This window comes from Maribacter sp. TH_r10, from assembly GCF_033101095.1.
Lineage (GTDB): Bacteria > Bacteroidota > Bacteroidia > Flavobacteriales > Flavobacteriaceae > Maribacter_A > Maribacter_A luteus.
This window is the reverse complement of sequence record NZ_JAWMPY010000002.1, coordinates 100,348-121,260: the sequence shown is the minus strand read 5'-3', so window position 1 is coordinate 121,260 and position 20,913 is coordinate 100,348. Positions and strand designations below refer to the sequence as shown.

Here is a 20,913-nt window from a genome sequence, read left to right as displayed (position 1 = left end):
ATTTTAACTTTATTAAAATGTTAGATTAACACCTAAGGTTATTGTTTTTGCCAATGGGTATCTACCCACGTCTAAACCTGCAAACCTTATATCCGAATTTCTGCTTCCAATTTCCGGATCTAGACCGGAATACTTGGTGAAAGTGAATAAATTCTGTCCTGAAAGGTAAAGTCTAGCTTTCGTAAAGAGGTTAGTTTTACTTAAAAACTCAGGACTTAAGTTATAACCCATAGTAATGTTTTGGATTCTAATGTAGGACCCGTCCTCTACAAAGCGATCCGAAACACGTGTATTTGAATTACCGTTCGCTAAATCAATTCTTGGGATATCGGTGTTTTGGGCAATATTCGCAGCATCATCCAAAGTAACACCATCCGGTAAATAATTCACGACAAAATGATCTAGGGCATCAGTGGATTGATTTTCTCCCAAGAAACGCAATGCTTCTGTATAAAACCTATTTTGATTATATATTTTGTTACCATAAGATCCATTAACCACAACACTTAAGTCAAAATCCTTATAATTAATGTTGTTGTTTACGCTAAAAGTGAATTTTGGAAGAGCCGATCCTATATACGTTCTGTCGTCAAGTGTAATTTCACCATCGTTATTTAAATCTTTGAATTTAATATCACCTACACTAGTTTTACCTGGAACTTGAACGGCGCTTTCATCAACTTCTTGTTGGGTCCTGAAAATACCATCTGTAACATAACCGTAAATTTGACCTAATGATTTTCCTTCTTCAACATAGCTATACAATAATTCGCCATCTGACTGTGGAATATTGGCTGTCAACGGTTTTGTACCATCATAGAATTTGGTCAATTCGTTGGTGTATGTTGAAAATATGAAAGTGGAATTCCATGAAAAATCATCTGTTTCGTAATTTCTTGTGTTCAATTTTATATCAATACCCCTATTGAGCATTTCACCTACATTCTCATATGGCAGAACCCTTCCTGCTGTTCTATCATCAGCTGGTCTTTGAATTAATAAATCTGAGGATTTCTTTTGATATAAGTCTAGATCCAATCTAATGGCATTATCCAACAAACCGATTTCCAAACCAATATTCGTTGATTTCAAAGTTTCCCATTTAATATCTGGGTTGCCATCTACAGTGTAAACATAGGATAGTCCACTTGATGAAGGAACTGCAGCAAATTGTGTTTGGTATAAAAAGCTAGGAATGTTCTGGTTACCTACTTCTCCATACCCAGCTCGTAATTTCAAATAATTTATGGGACCTGATGAAGATTTCATAAAATTTTCATTTGAAATGGTCCATGCTCCTGAAATTGCTGGAAAATAACCCCATTTATTATTTGGCCCAAAATTTGAAGACGCATCAGCCCTCATAGAAGCAGTTAAATAATATTTACTATCATAGTTGTAGTTGGCTCTTGCAATGTACGATTGCATGGCCCACGCGTAGCTTTGGTTATCTACCTCTGAGGTCGATTTTAAACCCAATACCAAATTATCAAATTCATTATTCCCTTCTAAATCCCTTCTAGAACCTCTTAAATACTCAAAATTACTTTTTTGCCTTTCCTGACCTAAAACTACATTTATATTATGTTTGTCCAAGGCCTGGCTGTATGTTAAAAAGTTCTTGGCCGTCCAATAATAACCTTGATCTTGCTGTTTAAGCGAGGAGTTCACTTCATTTGCAGCTGTACCTATGTTATCATATGTTGGAATAAATACCCTTCCGTCCCCAGCATTCAAATCATATCCTAATTCACTTCTAAAAGTCAAATGTTTCAAGAATGAAATCTCTGCGAATAAATTCCCGTTTATTTTGAATTTTTTATCCAGATTGTTAACATATTCCGAATAGGCTACTGGGTTTACCGCTTCATAATTGTTCGAGGCACCATTTACGCCACCCCCAGGAGCACCATAACTGCCGTCTGGGTACCTAACTGGAACTAAAGGACTTAAACGTAAAGCCGAAGAAACGATACCTCCCCTATCGTCGTTCTTCACTATACGTTGCTTAACATTACTCAAGGATATATTGTTTCCTATCTTAAACCAATCATTAACTTTTGTCTCTATATTCAAACGCATCGAAATTCTCTCAAAATCGGTATTTACAATAACACCTTCTTGCTTAAAATAGCCTAGGGACGTATAATATCGTGTTCCGTCTTTTTCACCTGAAACCGCAAGTTGATTATTTGTAACCAGAGCACTTCTAAAAATTTCCTTTTGCCAATCTGTACCTTTACCCAACAAACTGGGATCTTTAAATATAAAAGGAACATCCCTATTATCTGATTTCAATAAATCACTTGTATATTGGGCATATTGCTGCAAATCCATCATGTCATAGTATTTGGCAACACTTTGAATACCCGTATAATTATCGAAAGAAATGGTAGCTTTACCTCTTTTACCTTTTTTTGTTGTTATCAATACTACACCATTTGAACCGTTTGCCCCATAAATGGCCGTGGCCGATGCATCCTTTAAAATATCAATAGATTCAATGTCGGACATATTTAAACCGGACAAAGCTGAATTTACATTTTGGCCAGAACCACCTCCTGTAGCTGCTCCCAAATCTAAAGATGTATTATTTCTATCTGCAAAAATTGGAGTACCATCTATAACATATAAAGGCTCATTACCATAAAGTGAAGTTATACCTCTAATCTTAATTGAAACACCGCCACCTGGAGCTCCGGAGTTTTGAGAAACCGTAACACCGGCAGCTTTACCGGTTAAGGCTTGGTCAACAGAAGAAAAAGGCTGATCTTTTAACTCATCTGCGGAAACAGAGGCAATAGCCCCCGTTAAATCTTTTCTTTTAGAAGTACCGTAACCAATCAATACTACTTCATCCAATTTCGATGCATCTTCCATTAAAGTAATGTTCATTACATTCTTACCGATAAAAGGGATTTCTTGAGTTGCAAATCCTAAATAACTAAAAACAAGTACACTATTTGCTTTTACATCGTTAATGGCATATTTTCCGTCAAAATCTGTTGAGGTTCCATTTGTAGTGTTTTTTATAAGAACATTTACCCCGGGCATCGGAACACCTGCCTCATCTGTAACTAAACCAGTGACCGTTTTAACCTGTGAAAAGGCATTTTGCATACATAACATTACGAATGCAATACCTAATAGTTTTAATTTTATCATATTAAATAGTTTGAGTTATTAATTAAGTTAATTTAAATCATTGTTTCAATGATATTCTTTTTGTCAAAACACTTGTTGAATTAGTATCTGAAAGACCTTTAAAACCTGGTTGTTTTCCTCCTATGCTTATCACTAAAACACCAGCCTCCAATTTAGACTTACCATCTGCATTAATTATAGCGTACTGTGTTGGACTTATTGAGTATTTTAGTTTTTTTGTTTGGTTAGCTTTTAAATGAATTCTTTCAAAAGCCACCAAAGTCCTTATGGCTTCATTTGGCCTACCTTCATGGGAAATGTACAATTGCACTACTTCATCCCCATCAATAGCTCCAGTATTTTTAACCTCAACACTCACTTCAATATCACTACCGGTACTTACCATATCTTGAATATTTAAATTCGAATATGTGAAATTCGTATAACTTAGACCATGGCCAAAAGGAAACAATGGGTCTCCTTTAAAATATTTATAGGTTCTGTTCTCCATATTGTAATTTTTAAAATCTGGCAAATCATTCACAGACTTATAAAAAGTTACAGGCAGTCTACCTGCAGGGTTATAGTCACCAAACAAAACATCTGCAATTGCATTTCCGCCGAATTCCCCAGGATACCAGGCCTCTAAAATGGCTGGAACATTGTCTGCTGCCCAATTAACGGCCAAGGCACTGCCGTTCATTAAAACCAATATAGTTGGCTTGCCTAATGCTTGGATTTTTTTCATTAACTCAATTTGAGTTCTAGGAAGTTTGATTTCTGATCGGTCACCTTTATCAAAACCTTCTAATTGAACGGGCATTTCTTCACCTTCAATATCTGGGGACAATCCCAAACAGAGCACCACGACCTCGGATTTTCTGGCAGCATCAATAGCCGGCGTTAATAAATCCTGGTCCATTTTGGCCCACACAAATTGCGCTTGGGGATCTACGTGATAGTTGTAATATTCTATTTTGATGTCATGGATCTGCCCTTCTTTTAAATCGATATCAAAATATTCGGTTTTTGGCCTATGGTCGTCACTAAATTCAAACTTCAATTCATTATCAAAATATAATTTACCGGCACTACCTGCCCTAAGGCCTATTCTATATTTTCCTGTTTCATTTGGCACCAATTGCCCTGTCCATTTAGCTGAAAAATCATCTGCATTCAAGTTTTCCAAAGGTCTTTCCAACGTCCAAATAAAATCAACTACGCTATCGTTTCTAATGAGTTCTGGAGTTCCTTCCCAATTTCTATTTTTAAAATATTCGCCTTTCAACCCTTTACTTGCACCATTTCTAAGTACTGAAGATGGTATGGTATGGAGCATGGGCCAACCAATGGCTATATCACTTCCTAATGCATAATTTATAGTAGCACTGGGTAACTTATCGGCAATTGCCTTTAATGGTGTGTTGTAATTATTTGGTGTGCCGTTATAATTGCCTAACAAAGCTGGTTTGGAATTTGCGTTGGGTCCTATTACGGCAATGGATCTTACATTTTTGTTTAACGGCAGTATATTGTTCTGGTTTTTCAACAAAACCATTGATTCTCTCGCGATTTTCTTTGACAAATCATAATGTCCTTTACTAGCAACAACACTGTACGGGATTTTTGACCATTTTACGTCTTTCTCGGGATCGAACATCCCTAATTTAAAGCGCGCCGTCATCAATCTAGTGAGTGCCAAATCTATTTTATCCTCATCTACCATTTTCTTAAGGACTGCCTCTTTCAAATTAGGGTCATAACAATCTCCACAATTCAAATCCGTTCCTCTAGAAACAGCCAAAGCACTTGCCTCTTCCGGGGTTTTTACAAGCTCGTGTTTCCCAGGCTCCCAAAAATCATTAATCGCCCAACAATCGGAAACCACATACCCATCAAAGCCCCAATCATCACGTAGAATTTTATGTAACAATAAATTACTACCACAACAAGCTTCATCCCTAAAACGATTGTAAGCACACATTACGGAATGCACATTGGCTTCTTTTACGGCAGCTTCAAACGCAGGTAAATAGGTTTCAAACAAATCTTTGTCAGAAGTTTGGAAATTATCCTCATGTCTTGATTTTTCCGGTCCGCTATGCACGGCAAAATGTTTTGCCGTTGCTACTACTTTCAAAAATTTAGAATCGTCCCCTTGTAGTCCCTTTATATAATTAACACCCATCCTACTGATCAAATATGGGTCTTCACCATAAGTTTCCTGTCCACGTCCCCATCTTGGATCCCTGAAAATATTGATATTCGGTGTCCAAAATGTCAAACCTTGATAAATACCCCTTTTACCTTCAGAAATGAATTTATAGTGTTTTGCCCTAGCTTCGTCAGAAACAGCTGTACCCATTTCAAAAAGAAGAGGTGCGTTCCAAGTAGCACCCATACCAATACCTTGGGGAAAAACCGTAGCTTCACCTGCTCTCGCAACCCCATGTAAACATTCATTCCACCAATTGTACTCAGGAATCCCCAACCTGTCAATTGCAGGAGCATCATAACGCATTTGGGAAACTTTCTCCGTAAGCGTCATTTGATGTATTAAATCCTGGACACGTTCTTCAATTTTCAATGATGGATCTTGAAACTTAAATTCGTAAGAGGGGACCTCTTTTTCATTTGTTGTGCATGAAGAAAAGAATAGCAATGCGATGACTAAAATCAAACGAAAGCTTGCCAAACAAACCACAAATTGTGTTCCTCTATTTCTGTTAAAATTCATTTTATAAGGTTCTTTAAAACTAGGGATGATTCTTTATAAGTAATCGAAAATAAGTGAAAGTAAAAACAACATAAATATTATAATCAAGACCTCTATCCAGATTCTATTTTTTGCTTTTTTTGGTGCTATCATTATTGATTACTGAAAATGTATTAACAAATGTAAATTGCGACCAAAGCTTTTACTAGGACTTATAAAGCAAGTATTAGAAGAATTGTTGCAACAGAACCTTTTAAACACCAAACGCAACATAAGAGACAAGGATCGCTACATTTGTTATAGTAAAGATGCAAAATGCATGAAGAATATATAAAACACAAACAGTTTATCGAAGACTAATGCGTAACCTTCCTTAAAAACGGGACATCTTAAAACTTTAAATTCCTAATTAGAATTTTAAGTGTACGCTAAAAAAAGTAATTTGACATAGCACCAAATCAACAACGAAAAAATAAGAGAACCAACAGGATTCTGAAATACATTACAGGCTTGATAAAGGAGGGTCGTTTTGGAACAGATAATATGTTTTATAGGTCCATGTCCGGATTGTCAAGTTATGACCGGAATCTAAACGAGAGGAGGTCATTTGGTATTAGATTCTATATCTGTTGGCAATATCCCAAAATAAGCTTTGAAACACTTAGTGAAATAGGAAGGTGAAGAAAACCCAACTTTACAACAAACCTCACCCACAGTTACACTTCCGCTTTCAAGCAACTTCTTAGCTCTTTGTAGTCTTATTTTTCTTAAAAACTCATTAACTGTTTGCCCAGTTAGGGTTTTAATTTTTCTATAAAGCTGACTTCTACTTAGATTTAGTTCTACTGCTAAAGATTCTACACTCAAATCAGTATCGTCCATGTTTTCATTAATATAGCTTAACACTTTCTCAATAAACTCTTTATCAATAGATGTTGAGTTTTCATAATCCTTGGTTCCACTTATTTCTCCAAAATACTTATCAAAAATTAATTTTCTACTTGTGATTAGTTGCGATAAACGAAGTTTTAACAACCTCATATCAAAAGGCTTTACCATGTATGCATCCGCACCATACCCAATCCCCTCAATTCGGTCTTCTATCCTCGTTTTAGCAGTAAGCATCAATAAAGGGATATGACTTGTGCGAATATCCGTTTTAATGATTCTACAAAAATCAAAACCATTCATTTCTGGCATCAAAACATCTGTCATAATCGCATCAGGAATCACCTCTCTAGCTTTTTCCAAACCTTCTTTACCGTTGTTCGCCACTAGAACTTCATAATGTTTCTTCAGTTCATTCTTTAAATAATCCCTAAGTTCAATGTTATCCTCAACTATTAAAACAGTATTGGGTTTAAGCGCTTTTTCTTCTAATGAAATATCATCTCCAGAAGGTTCAGAACCTGTAACTGAAACATACATATCTTTCAAAGGAATCGCAGTAGTAACTTCAGAAAAAATTTCATTTTCAACAAAATGATTTTTGCCGGCTGGCAACAGAACCCTAAAGGTAGACCCCTCTCCCAATTCACTCTCAACTTCAATTTTCCCTTTATGTAACCGAACGAAATTTTGAACTACCTCAAGACCTATCCCTGTTCCTCCATAGTAAGTTTTATTCAAGTTTTCTACCTGATAGAATCGCTCGAATATTTTATTGATTTGATTCTTTTCTAAGCCCGGACCTGTATCGGAAATAATAATTTCCACAACTTTAACAGGCTTCGCTTCATCGACCAATGGCAAGATACATAAATCATCTTTAGATAAAATATCGATATTTATAGCTCCGCCATCTGGTGTTACCTTCATGGCATTGGAGAGTATATTGAAAATAATCTTTTCCAACATACTTTGGTCAGCCCAAAGCGGAATAATTGGCACATCCGCATCTATAACTAAATGTATATTTCTTTTAGAGGCTTCTTCCTTAAAGTAGCTGATGATTTCTTTAGTGAAATTAACAAGGTTTAATTCTTGAGCCTTAATCGTCATTTTATTTAGCTCTAATTTTCTAAAATCCATCAATTCATTGATGAGCCTATAAAGTCTATAAGCGTTCTTGTAAATAACATTGTGTTTTTCCTTTACCCGTTCTGGCAACTTTAACTTCTCATCATAAATGATATCCTGTAAGGGGTTGATCATTAATGTTAATGGTGTTCTAAATTCATGGGAAATATTAGTAAAGAACTGGGTTTTCTTCTCATGTAATTCATCCTCTTGAATTCTTTGGATTCTTTCATTTCTTAATAATTCTTTTTCTTTGATACGCCGTTGGGCTACTAGGTTCAGTACATAAGACGCACCGAAAAACATCAGAACGTACAATAGAAGGGCCCAATTGGTCTTCCACCAAGGTGGCAAAACAATTATTTTCAGTTCTAACGGTTCATCATTCCAAACACCATCATTATTAGCTGCTTTTAACTTAAAAACATAAGTCCCCTTATCTAAATTCGTATAGGTTGCACTTCTTAACCCTCCAACATAATTCCAAGATTCTTCTAAACCTTCCAAATAATAAGCATATTGGTTTTTTTCCGGTCTGGTATAACTTATTCCTGAATACTCTATGGTAAAAACAGATTGGTTATGGTTTAGTTCTATTTCTTCGGTTTCGGCCAAAACCTCCTTAAGAGGGGAACCTTTTTTAGCTGGTAAGACTTCTTGATTAAACAACTTAAGCCCAGTAAGGTATAATTTCGGAACGATTTTATTTAAACTGATATCCTCTGGATTAAAAAAATCAACTCCTTTATAATTCCCGAAATACAAATATCCTCTCTTATCTCTATAAACGGCATTAAAGTTAAACTCATTAGACAAGAGTCCATCGTTTAATGTAAAGTTGGTTATTTCATTATTTTTTAAATTTAGCTTTGAAAGTCCTGAATTCACAGTGACCCATAAATTCCCCTCTTTATCCTCAATAATATTCGATATACTTTCCTCTGTGAACTCATACAATTCATTATACCATTGAAATTTCCTTTCCTCAGTATAACGACATAATCCCGAGCCTCTGGTACCAAACCAAATTGAACCATCTGAACTTTCATATAATGACAATATATGGTTTGCACTTTTTTTATTTCTATTACCATTTGCTTCTTTATTTGAAACAAAATCGACTTGGAATTCAGTTTTTCTGTCATTATTTATTCTAAACACCCCCTCGGTAGTACCGACCCAAACATTATTCTTGGAATCTACCAACACTTTCCTTACGGCATTTCCAATTAATTGGTTTTTTGGAAAAGGTGGCATATATTGATTTACAAAATCTTCATTTTCAGGGTCATACCTAACAACCCCACCATGAAAAGTCCCTATCCAAATGATTCCATCTGAATCTTCGTCAATACTTAAAATGCTATTGGCATCAAGATTAGGTGTATTCTCTGAATTATAATTGATAAACTTTTTAGAACCGTTTTTCAATAAAAACAAACCATTATTCCAACTGCCAGCCCAAATATTTTTCTTGCTATCAATAAAAAGGGTTTGAATATCCAAGCTGGTCAACCCTGAATAACCATTGGCGCTTGCTTTATTAATATGGTCAAATTTGTTCGTTTTGGGGTGATAAATATCTATACCACCACCGTCCATACTTATCCAATAATTCCCGTTTTCATCTTGTTCAATAGCCGTAACAGATGAGAATTGTAGGGAATTAGGGTTACCTGGTACGCTTTCCAAACTATTAAACTTATCATATAATTTGTCATAAACTGCTACCCCACTATTATAATACCCCATCCAAATTCTTTCGTTTTTATCAACGAATAAAGACCAAATTGAATTTGATTTTATGCTATCCTTATCTGTTTTATCTAATGTATATTTTTTAATTACCGAGCCATTTTGATTTAGATGTATCAACCCAGCATTTTCAGTTCCAATTAACAACGTCCCATCGGGGATTTGAATCATTGACAAAATTCGTTTATTGGTGATTTCATAATGATTTAAACTAAAGGACTCTTGGTTACCACTATTTGAAATAGACGCTCTATATAATCCATTTTCAAGTGTGCCAACCCATATATTATTTGAATTATCCAAAAATAATGACTGAATGGATTCATCTATCGAAACAATCCCTTGTTTAGAGGAATAAAAACATTTTTTTAAAGTGTTGGTTATACTATCATATTCCAAAAGTCCTATATTGGAGCCTGCATATACTTTTCCTTTATCGCTTACCTGAATACCATTGATATTAATATAACTTAATTCAGAATTGACACCATCGATAGGTATTTGTTCAATTATCTCACTGTCTACATTAAATTTATAAAGGCCATTTTCAAAAGTTCCGATGAATATATTGCCAGATTTATCCGAACCCAAGCTACTAACGGCAACAGAAACATTTTTAATCTTGTTTATCCTATTTATTGGGATTTTCTTAAATCTATCATACTGTCTATCATATAAATTAAGCCCATCTTCAGTACCAATCCATAATCTATTTTCATAATCCAAATGGGAACAATAAATAATATTACTGATTAAAGATGTTGAGTCGTTAAGTATATGTTTGTAAGAAAGATAATCAGCACCGTCAAACCTATATAATCCGGCGCCGTTGGTCCCTATCCATATAAAACCGTCTTTATCTTGGGTAATACTAGGTACGGCTACCTTGGAAATACCATCTTTTAAATTAACAAAATTGAATTCCTTAAAGCCTCCTTGCCCCCATATCTGCAAAGTAAAAAAGAAGTAAAAAATTAGATGTCTGTATATGTGACTATTAAAAATCATTCTAGAACTTAACTTTTATTGCGAGCTAAATGTAGCATTTTTTGTGGCTATTAATCAATATTATTGAAATTCTGTTATCATGTTTAAAATATAATATCTTCTCTCAAAACCCAATAAAGATACAATCTAACATTTTGTCAATGGCCGTTGACCATCTAGCATTTGTAGTTTCAATATAAAAATAGATTATCCTACTCCATTTTTCCTGAATTGCCTGTACTTCCCTTATAACATTTTGGCTTTAAATCTCATGGTAGTTAGTTTTCCTTTGACATTAATTTTCACATAATTAATGGTGTGTTTTTTTTATCCCAGTGTGCCCCACCTATACATTATATTCTGAAGATTGCTGTTCTTTATGCCTTTGGTCGTTTGTCAAAAATCGCATTATCCCCAAATACTAGTCAAACGTCTTTTAAAATCCCTCAAACCGAAAAACCAAATATTCAATTCCACCATTTAGACTAATATATTTGTAAAAATAAATCCATTCTCTGATTTGTTATCTTAACAGAATTATGAAATTCTAATCAAACTATTATAAATGTAAAAAGCCAGTATACCGAATGATCTACAGGCTTAATAATTTTAAGTAATATACCTTCGTTAGGATTACAGGATTTACAGAATCCTAAAATCCCTCCCTGAAAATATAAAAGTGGAGACAGGCGCCTTCCGCCTTTTTTTGCTTCCCATGTCGCCCAAACAGCGTTTGGCTCCATTGGAAACTAAAAAAGTGATTTGCTTTGGCAAATCACTTTTCTACTTGGTCGGGATGACAGGATTTGAACCTGCGACCACACGGCCCCCAGCCGTGTGCGCTACCGGACTGCGCCACATCCCGAAAATAAAAAGCCATAAAAAATTATGGCTTTCTATGGGCGACAAAGATATAATTGTTCCTTAAATAATCAAAACAAAACAACATTAGAATTCTTTGTTCCAATTTACTATTCAATAGTAAGAAATACCAATTTAAAATATTCACTTTTCAATCGAACATAACCTTTGAAAATATGTTGTTTCACTTTTTCAAAATGAAATGCGGTTAAAAAAAAACTGCCTTACGAGATTCTTGACAGACACAAATAAATTCCCAATATTTTGTGATTTGGCTCCTTAGTTATTTATCTTTAGTTACTAATTCCATGTAATCAATTGTAACCCTATAGTTAATACAGTTTGGGAAAATTCAATTTTTATTCCGCTTCAATTGGTATTGCCCTTTTATTAATTGTTATCATTTGCATTTTATTATCAATGGGACTTTTAGTCGATTTAGGCCCGTTGATAACTTCATTTTTCATGCTGTTGGCCATAGGATTTAGTGGATATGAAACATTGAAAAGTTATGTGTTCACCACAATGGTCTTTGCCGGCGTTGTCATTGCCCTCTACTATCCTTACTATTTTATTCAAATCGGAACTTTTAAATTAACATCATTGATCATACCCTTAATCCAGATCATAATGTTCGGAATGGGTACCTCTATGAGTTTGGATGATTTTGCAGAGATTTTCAAATCACCTAAAGGGGTATTTATTGGGGTTTCCGCCCAATTGGGTATTATGCCGATAATGGGGTTCCTGCTGGCCAAGCTCAGTGGTTTTCCACCGGAAATCGCTGCAGGAATTGTTTTGATTGGATGTTCACCAAGCGGGGTGGCCTCAAACGTTATGGCCTATTTGGCAAAAGCAAATTTAGCCCTTTCTATTACGATCACATCCATAGCTACGCTAATGGCGCCTTTCGTTACACCGCTACTCATGAAGTTTTTGGCAGGTGAGTTCATCGAAATAGATGTTCTGAACATGATGTGGAGTATTGTGAAAATGGTCATAATCCCTATTGGTGCCGGTTTACTCTTCAATAAACTTCTTGGAAAGAACATTCAATGGTTCTCCAAATTAATGCCCATTATATCCATGGTGGGAATTGGTTTGATAATCGTTATTATAACTGCTGCCGGAAGAGATAGTTTATTGGAAATCGGTGGAATTTTGATGCTTCTGGTTTTAGTTCATAATTTATTCGGTTACTTTCTCGGGTATTGGTACGCCCGATTAATGAAATTGACCGAAAAAGATGCACGAACAATTGCCATTGAGGTAGGCATGCAAAACGGAGGCTTGGCTTCGGGTATAGCAAACTCCCTCGGAAAAATCGCTACAATGGGATTGGCCCCAGCAGTTTTTGGCCCACTGATGAATATCACGGGCTCTATTTTAGCGTCATACTGGTATAAAAAGCCACCAAAAAGTGGAGATATCAAAGGTTGACCATACACCTCCTCACACAGAAGGTCACATAATTTGAAATGGAGGTAATTTTCAGGTAAAATAGACTACCCACTTAAACTTAAATCTATTCCAAACTTTCAATCCATTCGAACATCCGCTCTGTCCAGCCACGTAAATGTTTGTCCTTAAGTGCCAAAGAAAACCCATGACCCCCTTTCGGATAAATATGCATTGAAGCCGATACACCATGATTCTTCAAAGCCTGATAAAACAACAAACTGTTCTCTACAGGTACCGATCCATCATCGGTAGCATGAAACAATAAGGTTGGAGGCGTATCTTCGGTAACTTGTTTTTCATTGGAAAAATGATCGATCATTTCCTGGGTAGGATTTTCCCCCAACAAAAACATCCTAGAACCTGCGTGGGCTTTTTCACCGAAAGTAATTACAGGGTAACCCAAAACCATAAAGTCAGGTCTAGCGCTTAAATCGTCGGTATCATCGATTCTATCATAAACTTCTTCGTTAAAATGTGTACCTAAGGTCGACGCTAAATGACCTCCTGCAGAAAAACCGATAATACCGATTTTGTTCGGATCTATATGAAAATCTTCAGCTTTACTGCGTACCAACCGTATAGCGCGCTGCGCATCTATCAAGGGCACATTGTATTTCTCTTTTTGGGAGACATCTGACGGAAGGCGATATTTTACGACAATGGCCGCAATGCCTTTTCCATTTAAAAATTTCGCAATATCCGAACCTTCCCAATCATAGGCCAGAATACGATATCCCCCTCCTGGGAAAATAACCATGGCCGAACCCACTGCATTTCGCTCCGTAGGAAGATAAACCTCAATCGTTGGCATCTGGACCTTGCTGATATATAAAATATCTTTATACTCATGCACCTCCTTTTCATCAGAGGCTATGTGATTCGGGATATTGTTTTTAGGCCATAAAGGCATAATAGTATCTTGGGCGACCATGCTGTAGGAAAGTATAAGAAGAATGAGTAGTGAATAGTATTTCATAGTGTTTAAAATATTTTAATTGCAATCCCATTTAAAATCAGCCACCTTATCATTGGAACCCGCAGAAAGGTTATAGTGCCACCATTCGGTTCGTATGGACCAGAACCCATGGTTTTCCATGGTTTCTTTTAATAATTTTCGATTATCCAACACCTCTTTGGGCAAATCAAAGTTATCGTGGTAAGCACGTTTACCGAAAAAATCGAAATCCGTTCCCATATCCAACTCTTCCCCTTCAAGGGTCACCAATGTAATATCAACAGCGCCTCCCTTGTTGTGAATAGAACCTTTTACAGGATTTGCCACATATTGCGGATTAGGCACTATTTCCCACATTTTATACTGAACGGAGTTTGGCCTATAACAATCAAAGAATTTTATCTTTACCCCTTTTGCCCTAAAAGCTTCATTTGCCTTTAAAAGTGCTTTTGCCGTTTTTACCCGGGTATAACACTCTGCACATTCATATACCTTGGCCTTTAGGAAATTATTGGTGGTGGCGTAACGCATATCATATGCAAAACCATCACTGAAATCCGCCAAACGAACAAAAGTCGTATCCGCTAAACCTTCAAAAGTCCTGAATTTTTTTACAACGTCTTTTTCCTTTTTGGTTTGAATCGTATCAACCACCTCCAATGTAGTTGTGGTTTCTATATTCTTTTTTGTTGGAGACTCCTTGCAACTAGATATTAGCAACAAACTAAAAAGTAGAATTAATCGGCCCATAAAACTGTTTCGTGATTTGAATCCTTTATATTTAAGAGATTGAATTAAGATAGATCAAGTTACACATAATTCTTTGTTTGATCCAAGTCCAAACACATCAAATTCACATGAAAAAAATAGTACTTAGACAATTTTTCCTGATCATTGTATTCTTTGGTTTCCTTTCGTGTAAAGATAAAAAGGTAATCCCGGAACAACAGAACGGCCCAATTACCGAAAAATGGATGCTCGGGTTCAAAAAAACAACCACAAACCCCATTATGGTGGCCGATTCCAGCTACACGTTCCTAGACCCTATATCGAAAGAACAAGTACAGTGGCAAAAAGCCGATGTCTTTAATCCAGGTGCCATAGTAAGGAACGATACCGTTTTTTTACTCTTTAGGGCAGAAGACAATCCGGATGCTATATTAGGTGGAAGAACTTCTAGAATAGGACTTGCATTCAGTACCGATGGCATTCATTTCACCAAATATCCAGAACCGGTTCTTTATCCTGATAATGATGTCTTCAATAAATGGGACCAACCTGGAGGCATTGAAGACCCTAGAATAGTGGAAACACCGGACGGAAGCTATATTATGCTTTATACAAGTTGGAACAAAGATGTAGCACGACTTTCCAGTGCAACATCAAAAGACTTGAAAAAATGGACGAAGCAAGGTCCTGTTTTTGAAACTGCCCATGACGGTAAATTTTTGGATATTTGGAGTAAATCCGGCTCAATCGTCACCGAATTGGTCAATGGAAAACTTGTGGCCAAGAAAATCAAAGGGAAATACCTAATGTACTGGGGGGAACTCTTTGTGAATCTGGCCCTTTCGGATAACGGAATCGATTGGGACCCTATATTGGACACCAACGGAGAACTACTTCATGTATTTAAACCTTCTCCGAATGAATTCGATAGTCACCTCACCGAACCCGGACCACCGGCTATATACACTGAAAAAGGAATTTTACTATTGTACAATGGCAAAAACCTAAGTGGTGAAGGGGCTACAACAAAAGTACCGGAAGGCACCTACTGCGGCGGACAGGTACTCTTTGATAAAAACGAACCAACAAAGGTAGTGGCAAGATTGGAAACCCCGTTCATCTGTCCTGATCTTCCCCATGAAATTACGGGACAGTACAAGGCCGGCACTACCTTTATCGAAGGCTTGGTTTATTTTAAGGGCAAATGGTTCCTATATTATGGAACCGCTGACTCTATGGTTGGTCTTGCAGTCAAAGATTAAATCTAGTTAATTATTGACAATTGCAAGTTATTAAAAGTGGGGCTGAATTTGTACATTCAATCTCAAGTTTATAAAGAATGAAAATCCAATCTTTAAAAATATTTCTGCTTACAATCATTTGCTATTTCTGTCAGGATGGTCCCAAAGAAAATCCGATAGTAAAAATACAACATCCGAATATCATATTGATTATGGCCGATGATCAAGGATGGGGCGATTTAAGCCATAGCGGCAATACTAACCTTTCTACCCCGAATATTGATGCACTTGGTAATAATGGTGTTTCATTTGAGCATTTTTATGTTCAGCCGGTATGTTCCCCCACCAGGGCAGAACTTTTGACCGGAAGATATGCGGCCCGTACAGGGGTCTATTCTACATCAGCCGGTGGGGAACGGTTCAATTTAGGAGAAACCACCATAGCTGAAATATTCAAACAAGCCGGCTATAAAACAGCTGCCTATGGCAAATGGCATAATGGAATGCAACCCCCGTACCATCCAAACGCTAGAGGCTTCGATGACTATTATGGTTTTGCATCAGGGCACTGGGGAAACTATTTCAATCCTATGCTGGAACACAATGGAAAAATCGTAAAGGGTAAAGGTTTTTTGGCAGATGACCTTACCGATCATGGTTTGGATTTTATAGACAAGAACAAAAAAGAACCTTTCTTCCTTTACCTACCTTACAATACACCGCATAGCCCTATGCAAGTACCCGATGCATTTTGGGATAGATTCAAGAACAAAAAACTTGGCATGACCTATCATGGATCAGAAAAGGAGCCTGAAAATTTCACAAAGGCGGCTTTGGCCATGGTGGAAAATATTGATTGGAACGTAGGGCGAATCAATGATAAACTAAAAGAACTGGATTTGGAAGAAAACACCATTGTCATATACCTTTCGGACAATGGACCAAATGGATGGCGATGGAATGGCCGAATGAGAGGTAAAAAAGGTTCAACGGATGAAGGTGGGGTGCGCACTCCTTTCTTTATAAAATGGAAAAACCATATTCCAATGGGAATAAGCGTAAACCACATTGCGGGAGCCATTGATATTTTACCGACCCTAGCAAGTCTGGCCAATATAAAAGTAAAAACCGAACACCCTATTGACGGGGTCGATTTAAAACCTTTACTTTTTGATGATTCCGTAAAATGGAAACCAAGGGTTTTAGTTAACCATTGGCAAGGCAAAACCAGTATCAGAACCCAGGAATTTAGATTGGATTATGAAAATAGACTATATAATATGGTCAACGACCTAGGACAGGAACATGACCTTTCGGCTAAATTACCGAAACTCCGCGACTCATTGGCCAACATAAAACATTATTGGCAATCCGAATCTGTCGAAAACACTGTTGAGAAAGGTGAAAGGCCTATTACATTAGGGCATCCCGATTTTGTTTATACCCAGATTCCTGCAAGGGACGGCATTCCCCACGGAACAATTGAACGAAGTAATAAATGGCCCAATTGTAGCTTTTTTACGAATTGGACCAGTATTGAGGATGAAATCACATGGGATGTAGAGGTATTGGCCGATGGAAATTTTGAAGTTGAACTTTATTACACATGCCCAGAAGAGAGTTTAGGCTCTATTTTGGAATTGAGTTTTGGAAAAAGTAAGTTGACATCGAAAATATTGAAGGCCCATAACCCGCCGTTAAAAGGTATGGAGAATGACCGTGATCCTCGAATGGAGTCCTATGTGAAGGATTTCGTTCCTATGAAGTTAGGCATCATCAACCTAAAAAAAGGAAGGGCTACCTTAAAATTAAAAGCACCTGAAATTAAAGGTCTCCAAGCTCCGGATGTTCGGTTACTGTTGTTTAAACGAATCTCATAAATCAATAGTTTCTTAAAACCTCTGAATCCAAATAACCTATTCGTTCTGCTTTAGCTTCGAATTCAATTCCTGAAGGCAATGGTTCATCATATATGCGCCAAACCGAATCATTGGGTTCCTGTCCTAAAAGGCCTTTTGTAAACACAGTAATATGGCGTAAAATATAATTCTACGCACATTAACCCATTGCCTCATACTATAATATTTTTCCATTATAACCTTTTTGAGCCTCCATGGATGCTTTCTAATGTCATGTCTCTATTATTCAACCCATATTGCACCACATCATTCCAAAAAAAAGAATGTGATGAATGCGATCAAAGCTAAATTAGGTCAACAAATTACCTTCATCATCCCACTCTGCAATAATACCACGCTTGCTTTGATCCACACATTTGGCAATCCACTCCGGATCATATGCTACTCCATGCTGCTCCAGAACATCTTCGGGCACGCCGTCCCAAACATTGGGCATATTGCCCTTGTACCCTAAATCGGCTATACCCACTTTAGAAGTATAGTAGCCCGTGACCGTAAGTCCTCGCATCATATGAAAGAATTGGATCTCCAAGGGCTGTTCGTTTAACGGTATTTCGGGATCGTGGAAAGCTATCGTATCTAGAATTTGTTTTTGCTGTTCCAACGTGGCGGTTTTAAACTCGACCTGGAACATGGTATTACATTTATGGTCTAACCACATAAGTCCGCCAATCAAAGTATCCTGCATTTCGGGATAATCCTTTGCGATGAACTCTATAAATTCTGGTACCTCGGCCTCAACTGGGCCACCGTGTGGCTCTTTTGGGGGTAAAATGATGGTACTTAAAATTGTAATGGTTTCCATCTCATGTGCATTGAACAATTTTTCTGCGTTCAATTTTTCAATCAGGGCCAATTCTTCCGGTGTTCTTCCAAAGAATTTTTCGGCCCCTTCGGAAATGTTGGTTTCCACCGTCGGTTCTCCTTCAGTATTACACCCGTTAAAAACCAAACCGGTTGATGCTGCCCCAGCTCCTAAAATTATTGCCTTTAAACTTTTCCTTCTATCCACCTATTTAAATATTATGCTGTTTCAACTGTTCAATAATATAGTCCGATGCCCTCCATGAAAGGGCGAGAATCGTCCAAGTACAATTCTTATCGGCCTGGGAAACAAATGGCCCTGCATCTACGATAAAAACATTGTCGACATCATGTAATTGTTGGTACTTATTTGTAACCGAAGTCTTAGGGTCGTTTCCCATACGGGTGGTACCTACTTCATGAATAACCTCACCAGGATTAAGAAGTCCGTAATTTTTTTCCGCTCCCGGTTTTTTACCTATAGGTTCACCTCCCATATTATGTATAAGTTCTTCAAACGTATCTTGCATATGCTTGGCCTGTTTTATTTCAAAATCTGACCATTTATAATTGAACTTCAATACGGGAATTCCGAATTTATCCACTGTTGTAGGGTCAATTTCACAGTAATTCTCCTTTCTGGCAATGGCCTCTCCCCTACCTCCAAAACCTACAACGGAACCATAATATTTTTTGACGTCATTTCTGAGGGAATCGCCGTATCCTCCGACTTTCAATCCGAAGAATTTATTGAATTCATTGGGGTCATAACCAAAACCATAATTGGGCATGCCCATACCGCCCCAAACTTCAATGTGGTAACCTCTAGGGAAGTCCAATTTGGAATTATCGCCCCACCATGGTGAATACACATGCATACCGCCTACACCATCTTCATTATAAGAGGTTTTACGGTTCATTAAACCGGGAATGAACCCTGTTCTACTTGACCCGGTAGAATCGTGTAAATACTTGCCCACATGGTTACTGCTATTACCCAGACCATTAGGGTGTTGTTTGCTTTTTGAATTCAATAATATCCTAGCCGAACTACAGGCCGATGCCGCGAGCACCACGACTTTTGCTTTAAGCTTGTACTCTTTTCTATCATCCTTACTTATATAGGACACCCCGGTTGCTTTACCTTCTTCATTGGTCGTCACTTCACGAACTACTGAATTCACGAATATTTTTACCCTTCCACCATTTTTCTGTGCCGGGAATATTAAACAACTCCCTGAAGAGAAGTCAGCATAAACCGAACAGGAGCGTGAACATTGTCCGCAATAAAAACATATACCACGGTCATTGTTTATTTTCTTCGTAAGCATTGAAAGTCGCCCCGGAATAACGGGAATCCCAGACTTTTTTGCCCCATTGATATAAAAAAGTTCGTGCAATCTTGGTTTGGGAGGAGGGAGAAAAAAACCGTCCGGATCATTGGGTCGCCCTTCCTTACTACCAAAAACGCCGATCAATTTATCCACTTTGTCATAATAAGGTTTTACATCTTCATAGCTTATGGGCCAATTATCCCCATACCCATCAACATCCTTATGTTTAAAATCCTTAGGGCCGAATCGTAACGAAATACGCCCCCAGTGATTGGTTCTGCCTCCCAGCATGTGCGACCTGAACCAATCGAATTTGGTGCCTTCGGTATGGGTATAAGGTTCACCTTCAATTTCCCAACCCCCATAGGCCATATCCCACTCACCAAAATCACGGGTCTTGGGTGCACCCCTCCTGGGTGACTCATAAGGCCACTTAAATTGGGTCATCTGTTCTGGATTCTTGGGGTCGAAAAAAGGTCCTGCCTCGACCACTGCAACGTTTAAACCGGCATCTGCCAATTGTTTGGTAGCCATACCGCCACCTGCACCTGAGCCTACGATGATGACATCATAGACTTCAGTTAATTCTTTAATCTGCATAGTAGAAAATCACTTGAAGCCACAAGTTAAAAATTATACCTTTAAAAAACTGCCTTTTCACCCAATCAAATCTACCACCGAATGCTTTTGAAACTATAACATAATATTTTGACAAAATAGTCTCAATAATCAATTTTTGTTCTCTCAAATTTTCCCCTAAAATTATAAAGTATCCTCATAAAAATGCAGATTTTTCAATGCTTCTTTTAACATAAAGAATCATCGATGTGTTATTCCTTCAAGCTTATGACAAAATAGTATATAAAAATGCACTCAGGACTTAATACTTTTAATGTCCAAGTACCAATCAATTTACCACTGATAACCATATGATGTACAATAGACTTTCAAAATATTTACTTTTTGTCGTATTGGGTTCTACTTTTTT

Annotated in this window: 10 protein-coding genes and 1 tRNA gene; 3 read left to right on the top strand and 8 right to left on the bottom strand. The window is 37.2% G+C overall.

Annotation, left to right across the window (positions count from 1 at the left end; translation table 11 throughout):
- Positions 1–12: 12 nt before the first annotated feature.
- The 4 genes from R3X28_RS05835 to R3X28_RS05820 all read right to left on the bottom strand — a co-directional run bounded on the left by R3X28_RS05835 (position 13) and on the right by R3X28_RS05820 (position 11,486).
- Positions 13–3,165 carry a TonB-dependent receptor gene (locus R3X28_RS05835; protein ID WP_317663225.1) on the bottom strand — a complete coding sequence of 1,051 codons (3,153 nt, stop codon included), beginning with the start codon at positions 3,163–3,165 and terminating at the stop codon, positions 13–15.
- Positions 3,166–3,202: 37 nt separating this feature from the next.
- On the bottom strand, positions 3,203–5,881 hold the full coding sequence (locus tag R3X28_RS05830; protein WP_154369847.1) for a glycoside hydrolase family 3 protein: 2,679 nt from the start codon (positions 5,879–5,881) through the stop codon (positions 3,203–3,205).
- A 582-nt stretch (positions 5,882–6,463) separates the two neighbouring features.
- Positions 6,464–10,642: a two-component regulator propeller domain-containing protein gene (locus R3X28_RS05825; RefSeq protein WP_317663222.1), complete on the bottom strand. Its 4,179-nt coding sequence runs from the start codon at positions 10,640–10,642 to the stop codon at positions 6,464–6,466.
- A 767-nt stretch (positions 10,643–11,409) separates the two neighbouring features.
- A tRNA-Pro gene (locus tag R3X28_RS05820) sits at positions 11,410–11,486 on the bottom strand.
- Between the two features lie 416 nt (positions 11,487–11,902).
- Here R3X28_RS05820 and R3X28_RS05815 point away from each other — a divergent pair.
- Positions 11,903–12,922, top strand: a complete 1,020-nt coding sequence (locus R3X28_RS05815; RefSeq protein WP_317663220.1) for a bile acid:sodium symporter family protein — start codon at positions 11,903–11,905, stop codon at positions 12,920–12,922.
- An 85-nt stretch (positions 12,923–13,007) separates the two neighbouring features.
- Here the strand turns inward: R3X28_RS05815 and R3X28_RS05810 are convergent, their stop codons facing one another.
- Positions 13,008–13,919: an alpha/beta hydrolase gene (locus R3X28_RS05810; RefSeq protein ID WP_154369873.1), complete on the bottom strand. Its 912-nt coding sequence runs from the start codon at positions 13,917–13,919 to the stop codon at positions 13,008–13,010.
- 15 nt (positions 13,920–13,934) lie between these two features.
- Complete coding sequence (locus R3X28_RS05805; protein ID WP_317663218.1) at positions 13,935–14,648, bottom strand: M15 family metallopeptidase; 714 nt, start codon at positions 14,646–14,648, stop codon at positions 13,935–13,937.
- A 107-nt stretch (positions 14,649–14,755) separates the two neighbouring features.
- Here R3X28_RS05805 and R3X28_RS05800 point away from each other — a divergent pair, with 107 nt between their 5' ends.
- Both R3X28_RS05800 and R3X28_RS05795 read left to right on the top strand, forming a co-directional pair.
- Positions 14,756–15,889, top strand: coding sequence for a glycoside hydrolase family 130 protein (locus R3X28_RS05800; protein WP_317663216.1), 1,134 nt, complete (start codon positions 14,756–14,758; stop codon positions 15,887–15,889).
- A gap of 77 nt (positions 15,890–15,966) precedes the next feature.
- Positions 15,967–17,748, top strand: a complete 1,782-nt coding sequence (locus R3X28_RS05795) for an arylsulfatase (RefSeq protein ID WP_317663214.1) — start codon at positions 15,967–15,969, stop codon at positions 17,746–17,748.
- A gap of 328 nt (positions 17,749–18,076) precedes the next feature.
- Here R3X28_RS05795 and R3X28_RS05790 read toward each other — a convergent pair whose 3' ends face one another.
- Together R3X28_RS05790 and R3X28_RS05785 are read right to left on the bottom strand one after the other, a co-directional pair.
- Positions 18,077–18,799, bottom strand: coding sequence for a gluconate 2-dehydrogenase subunit 3 family protein (locus R3X28_RS05790; protein WP_179955179.1), 723 nt, complete (start codon positions 18,797–18,799; stop codon positions 18,077–18,079).
- 4 nt (positions 18,800–18,803) lie between these two features.
- The gene (locus tag R3X28_RS05785) at positions 18,804–20,525 is read right to left on the bottom strand and encodes a GMC family oxidoreductase (protein WP_317663212.1); all 1,722 of its coding nucleotides are present in this window, start codon (positions 20,523–20,525) and stop codon (positions 18,804–18,806) included.
- Positions 20,526–20,913: the final 388 nt, after the last annotated feature.

Bases quoted from the DNA above. Each gene is read 5' to 3' on its own strand.
- R3X28_RS05835 (WP_317663225.1), bottom strand. From the start codon at position 3,165: ATGATAAAATTAAAACTATTAGGTATTGCATTCGTAATGTTATGTATG.
- R3X28_RS05805 (WP_317663218.1), bottom strand. From the start codon at position 14,648: ATGGGCCGATTAATTCTACTTTTTAGTTTGTTGCTAATATCTAGTTGC.
- R3X28_RS05815 (WP_317663220.1), top strand. From the start codon at position 11,903: ATGGGACTTTTAGTCGATTTAGGCCCGTTGATAACTTCATTTTTCATG.
- R3X28_RS05825 (WP_317663222.1), bottom strand. From the start codon at position 10,642: ATGATTTTTAATAGTCACATATACAGACATCTAATTTTTTACTTCTTT.
- R3X28_RS05830 (WP_154369847.1), bottom strand. From the start codon at position 5,881: ATGAATTTTAACAGAAATAGAGGAACACAATTTGTGGTTTGTTTGGCA.
- R3X28_RS05785 (WP_317663212.1), bottom strand. From the start codon at position 20,525: ATGCAGATTAAAGAATTAACTGAAGTCTATGATGTCATCATCGTAGGC.
- R3X28_RS05795 (WP_317663214.1), top strand. From the start codon at position 15,967: ATGAAAATCCAATCTTTAAAAATATTTCTGCTTACAATCATTTGCTAT.
- R3X28_RS05800 (WP_317663216.1), top strand. From the start codon at position 14,756: ATGAAAAAAATAGTACTTAGACAATTTTTCCTGATCATTGTATTCTTT.
- R3X28_RS05810 (WP_154369873.1), bottom strand. From the start codon at position 13,919: ATGAAATACTATTCACTACTCATTCTTCTTATACTTTCCTACAGCATG.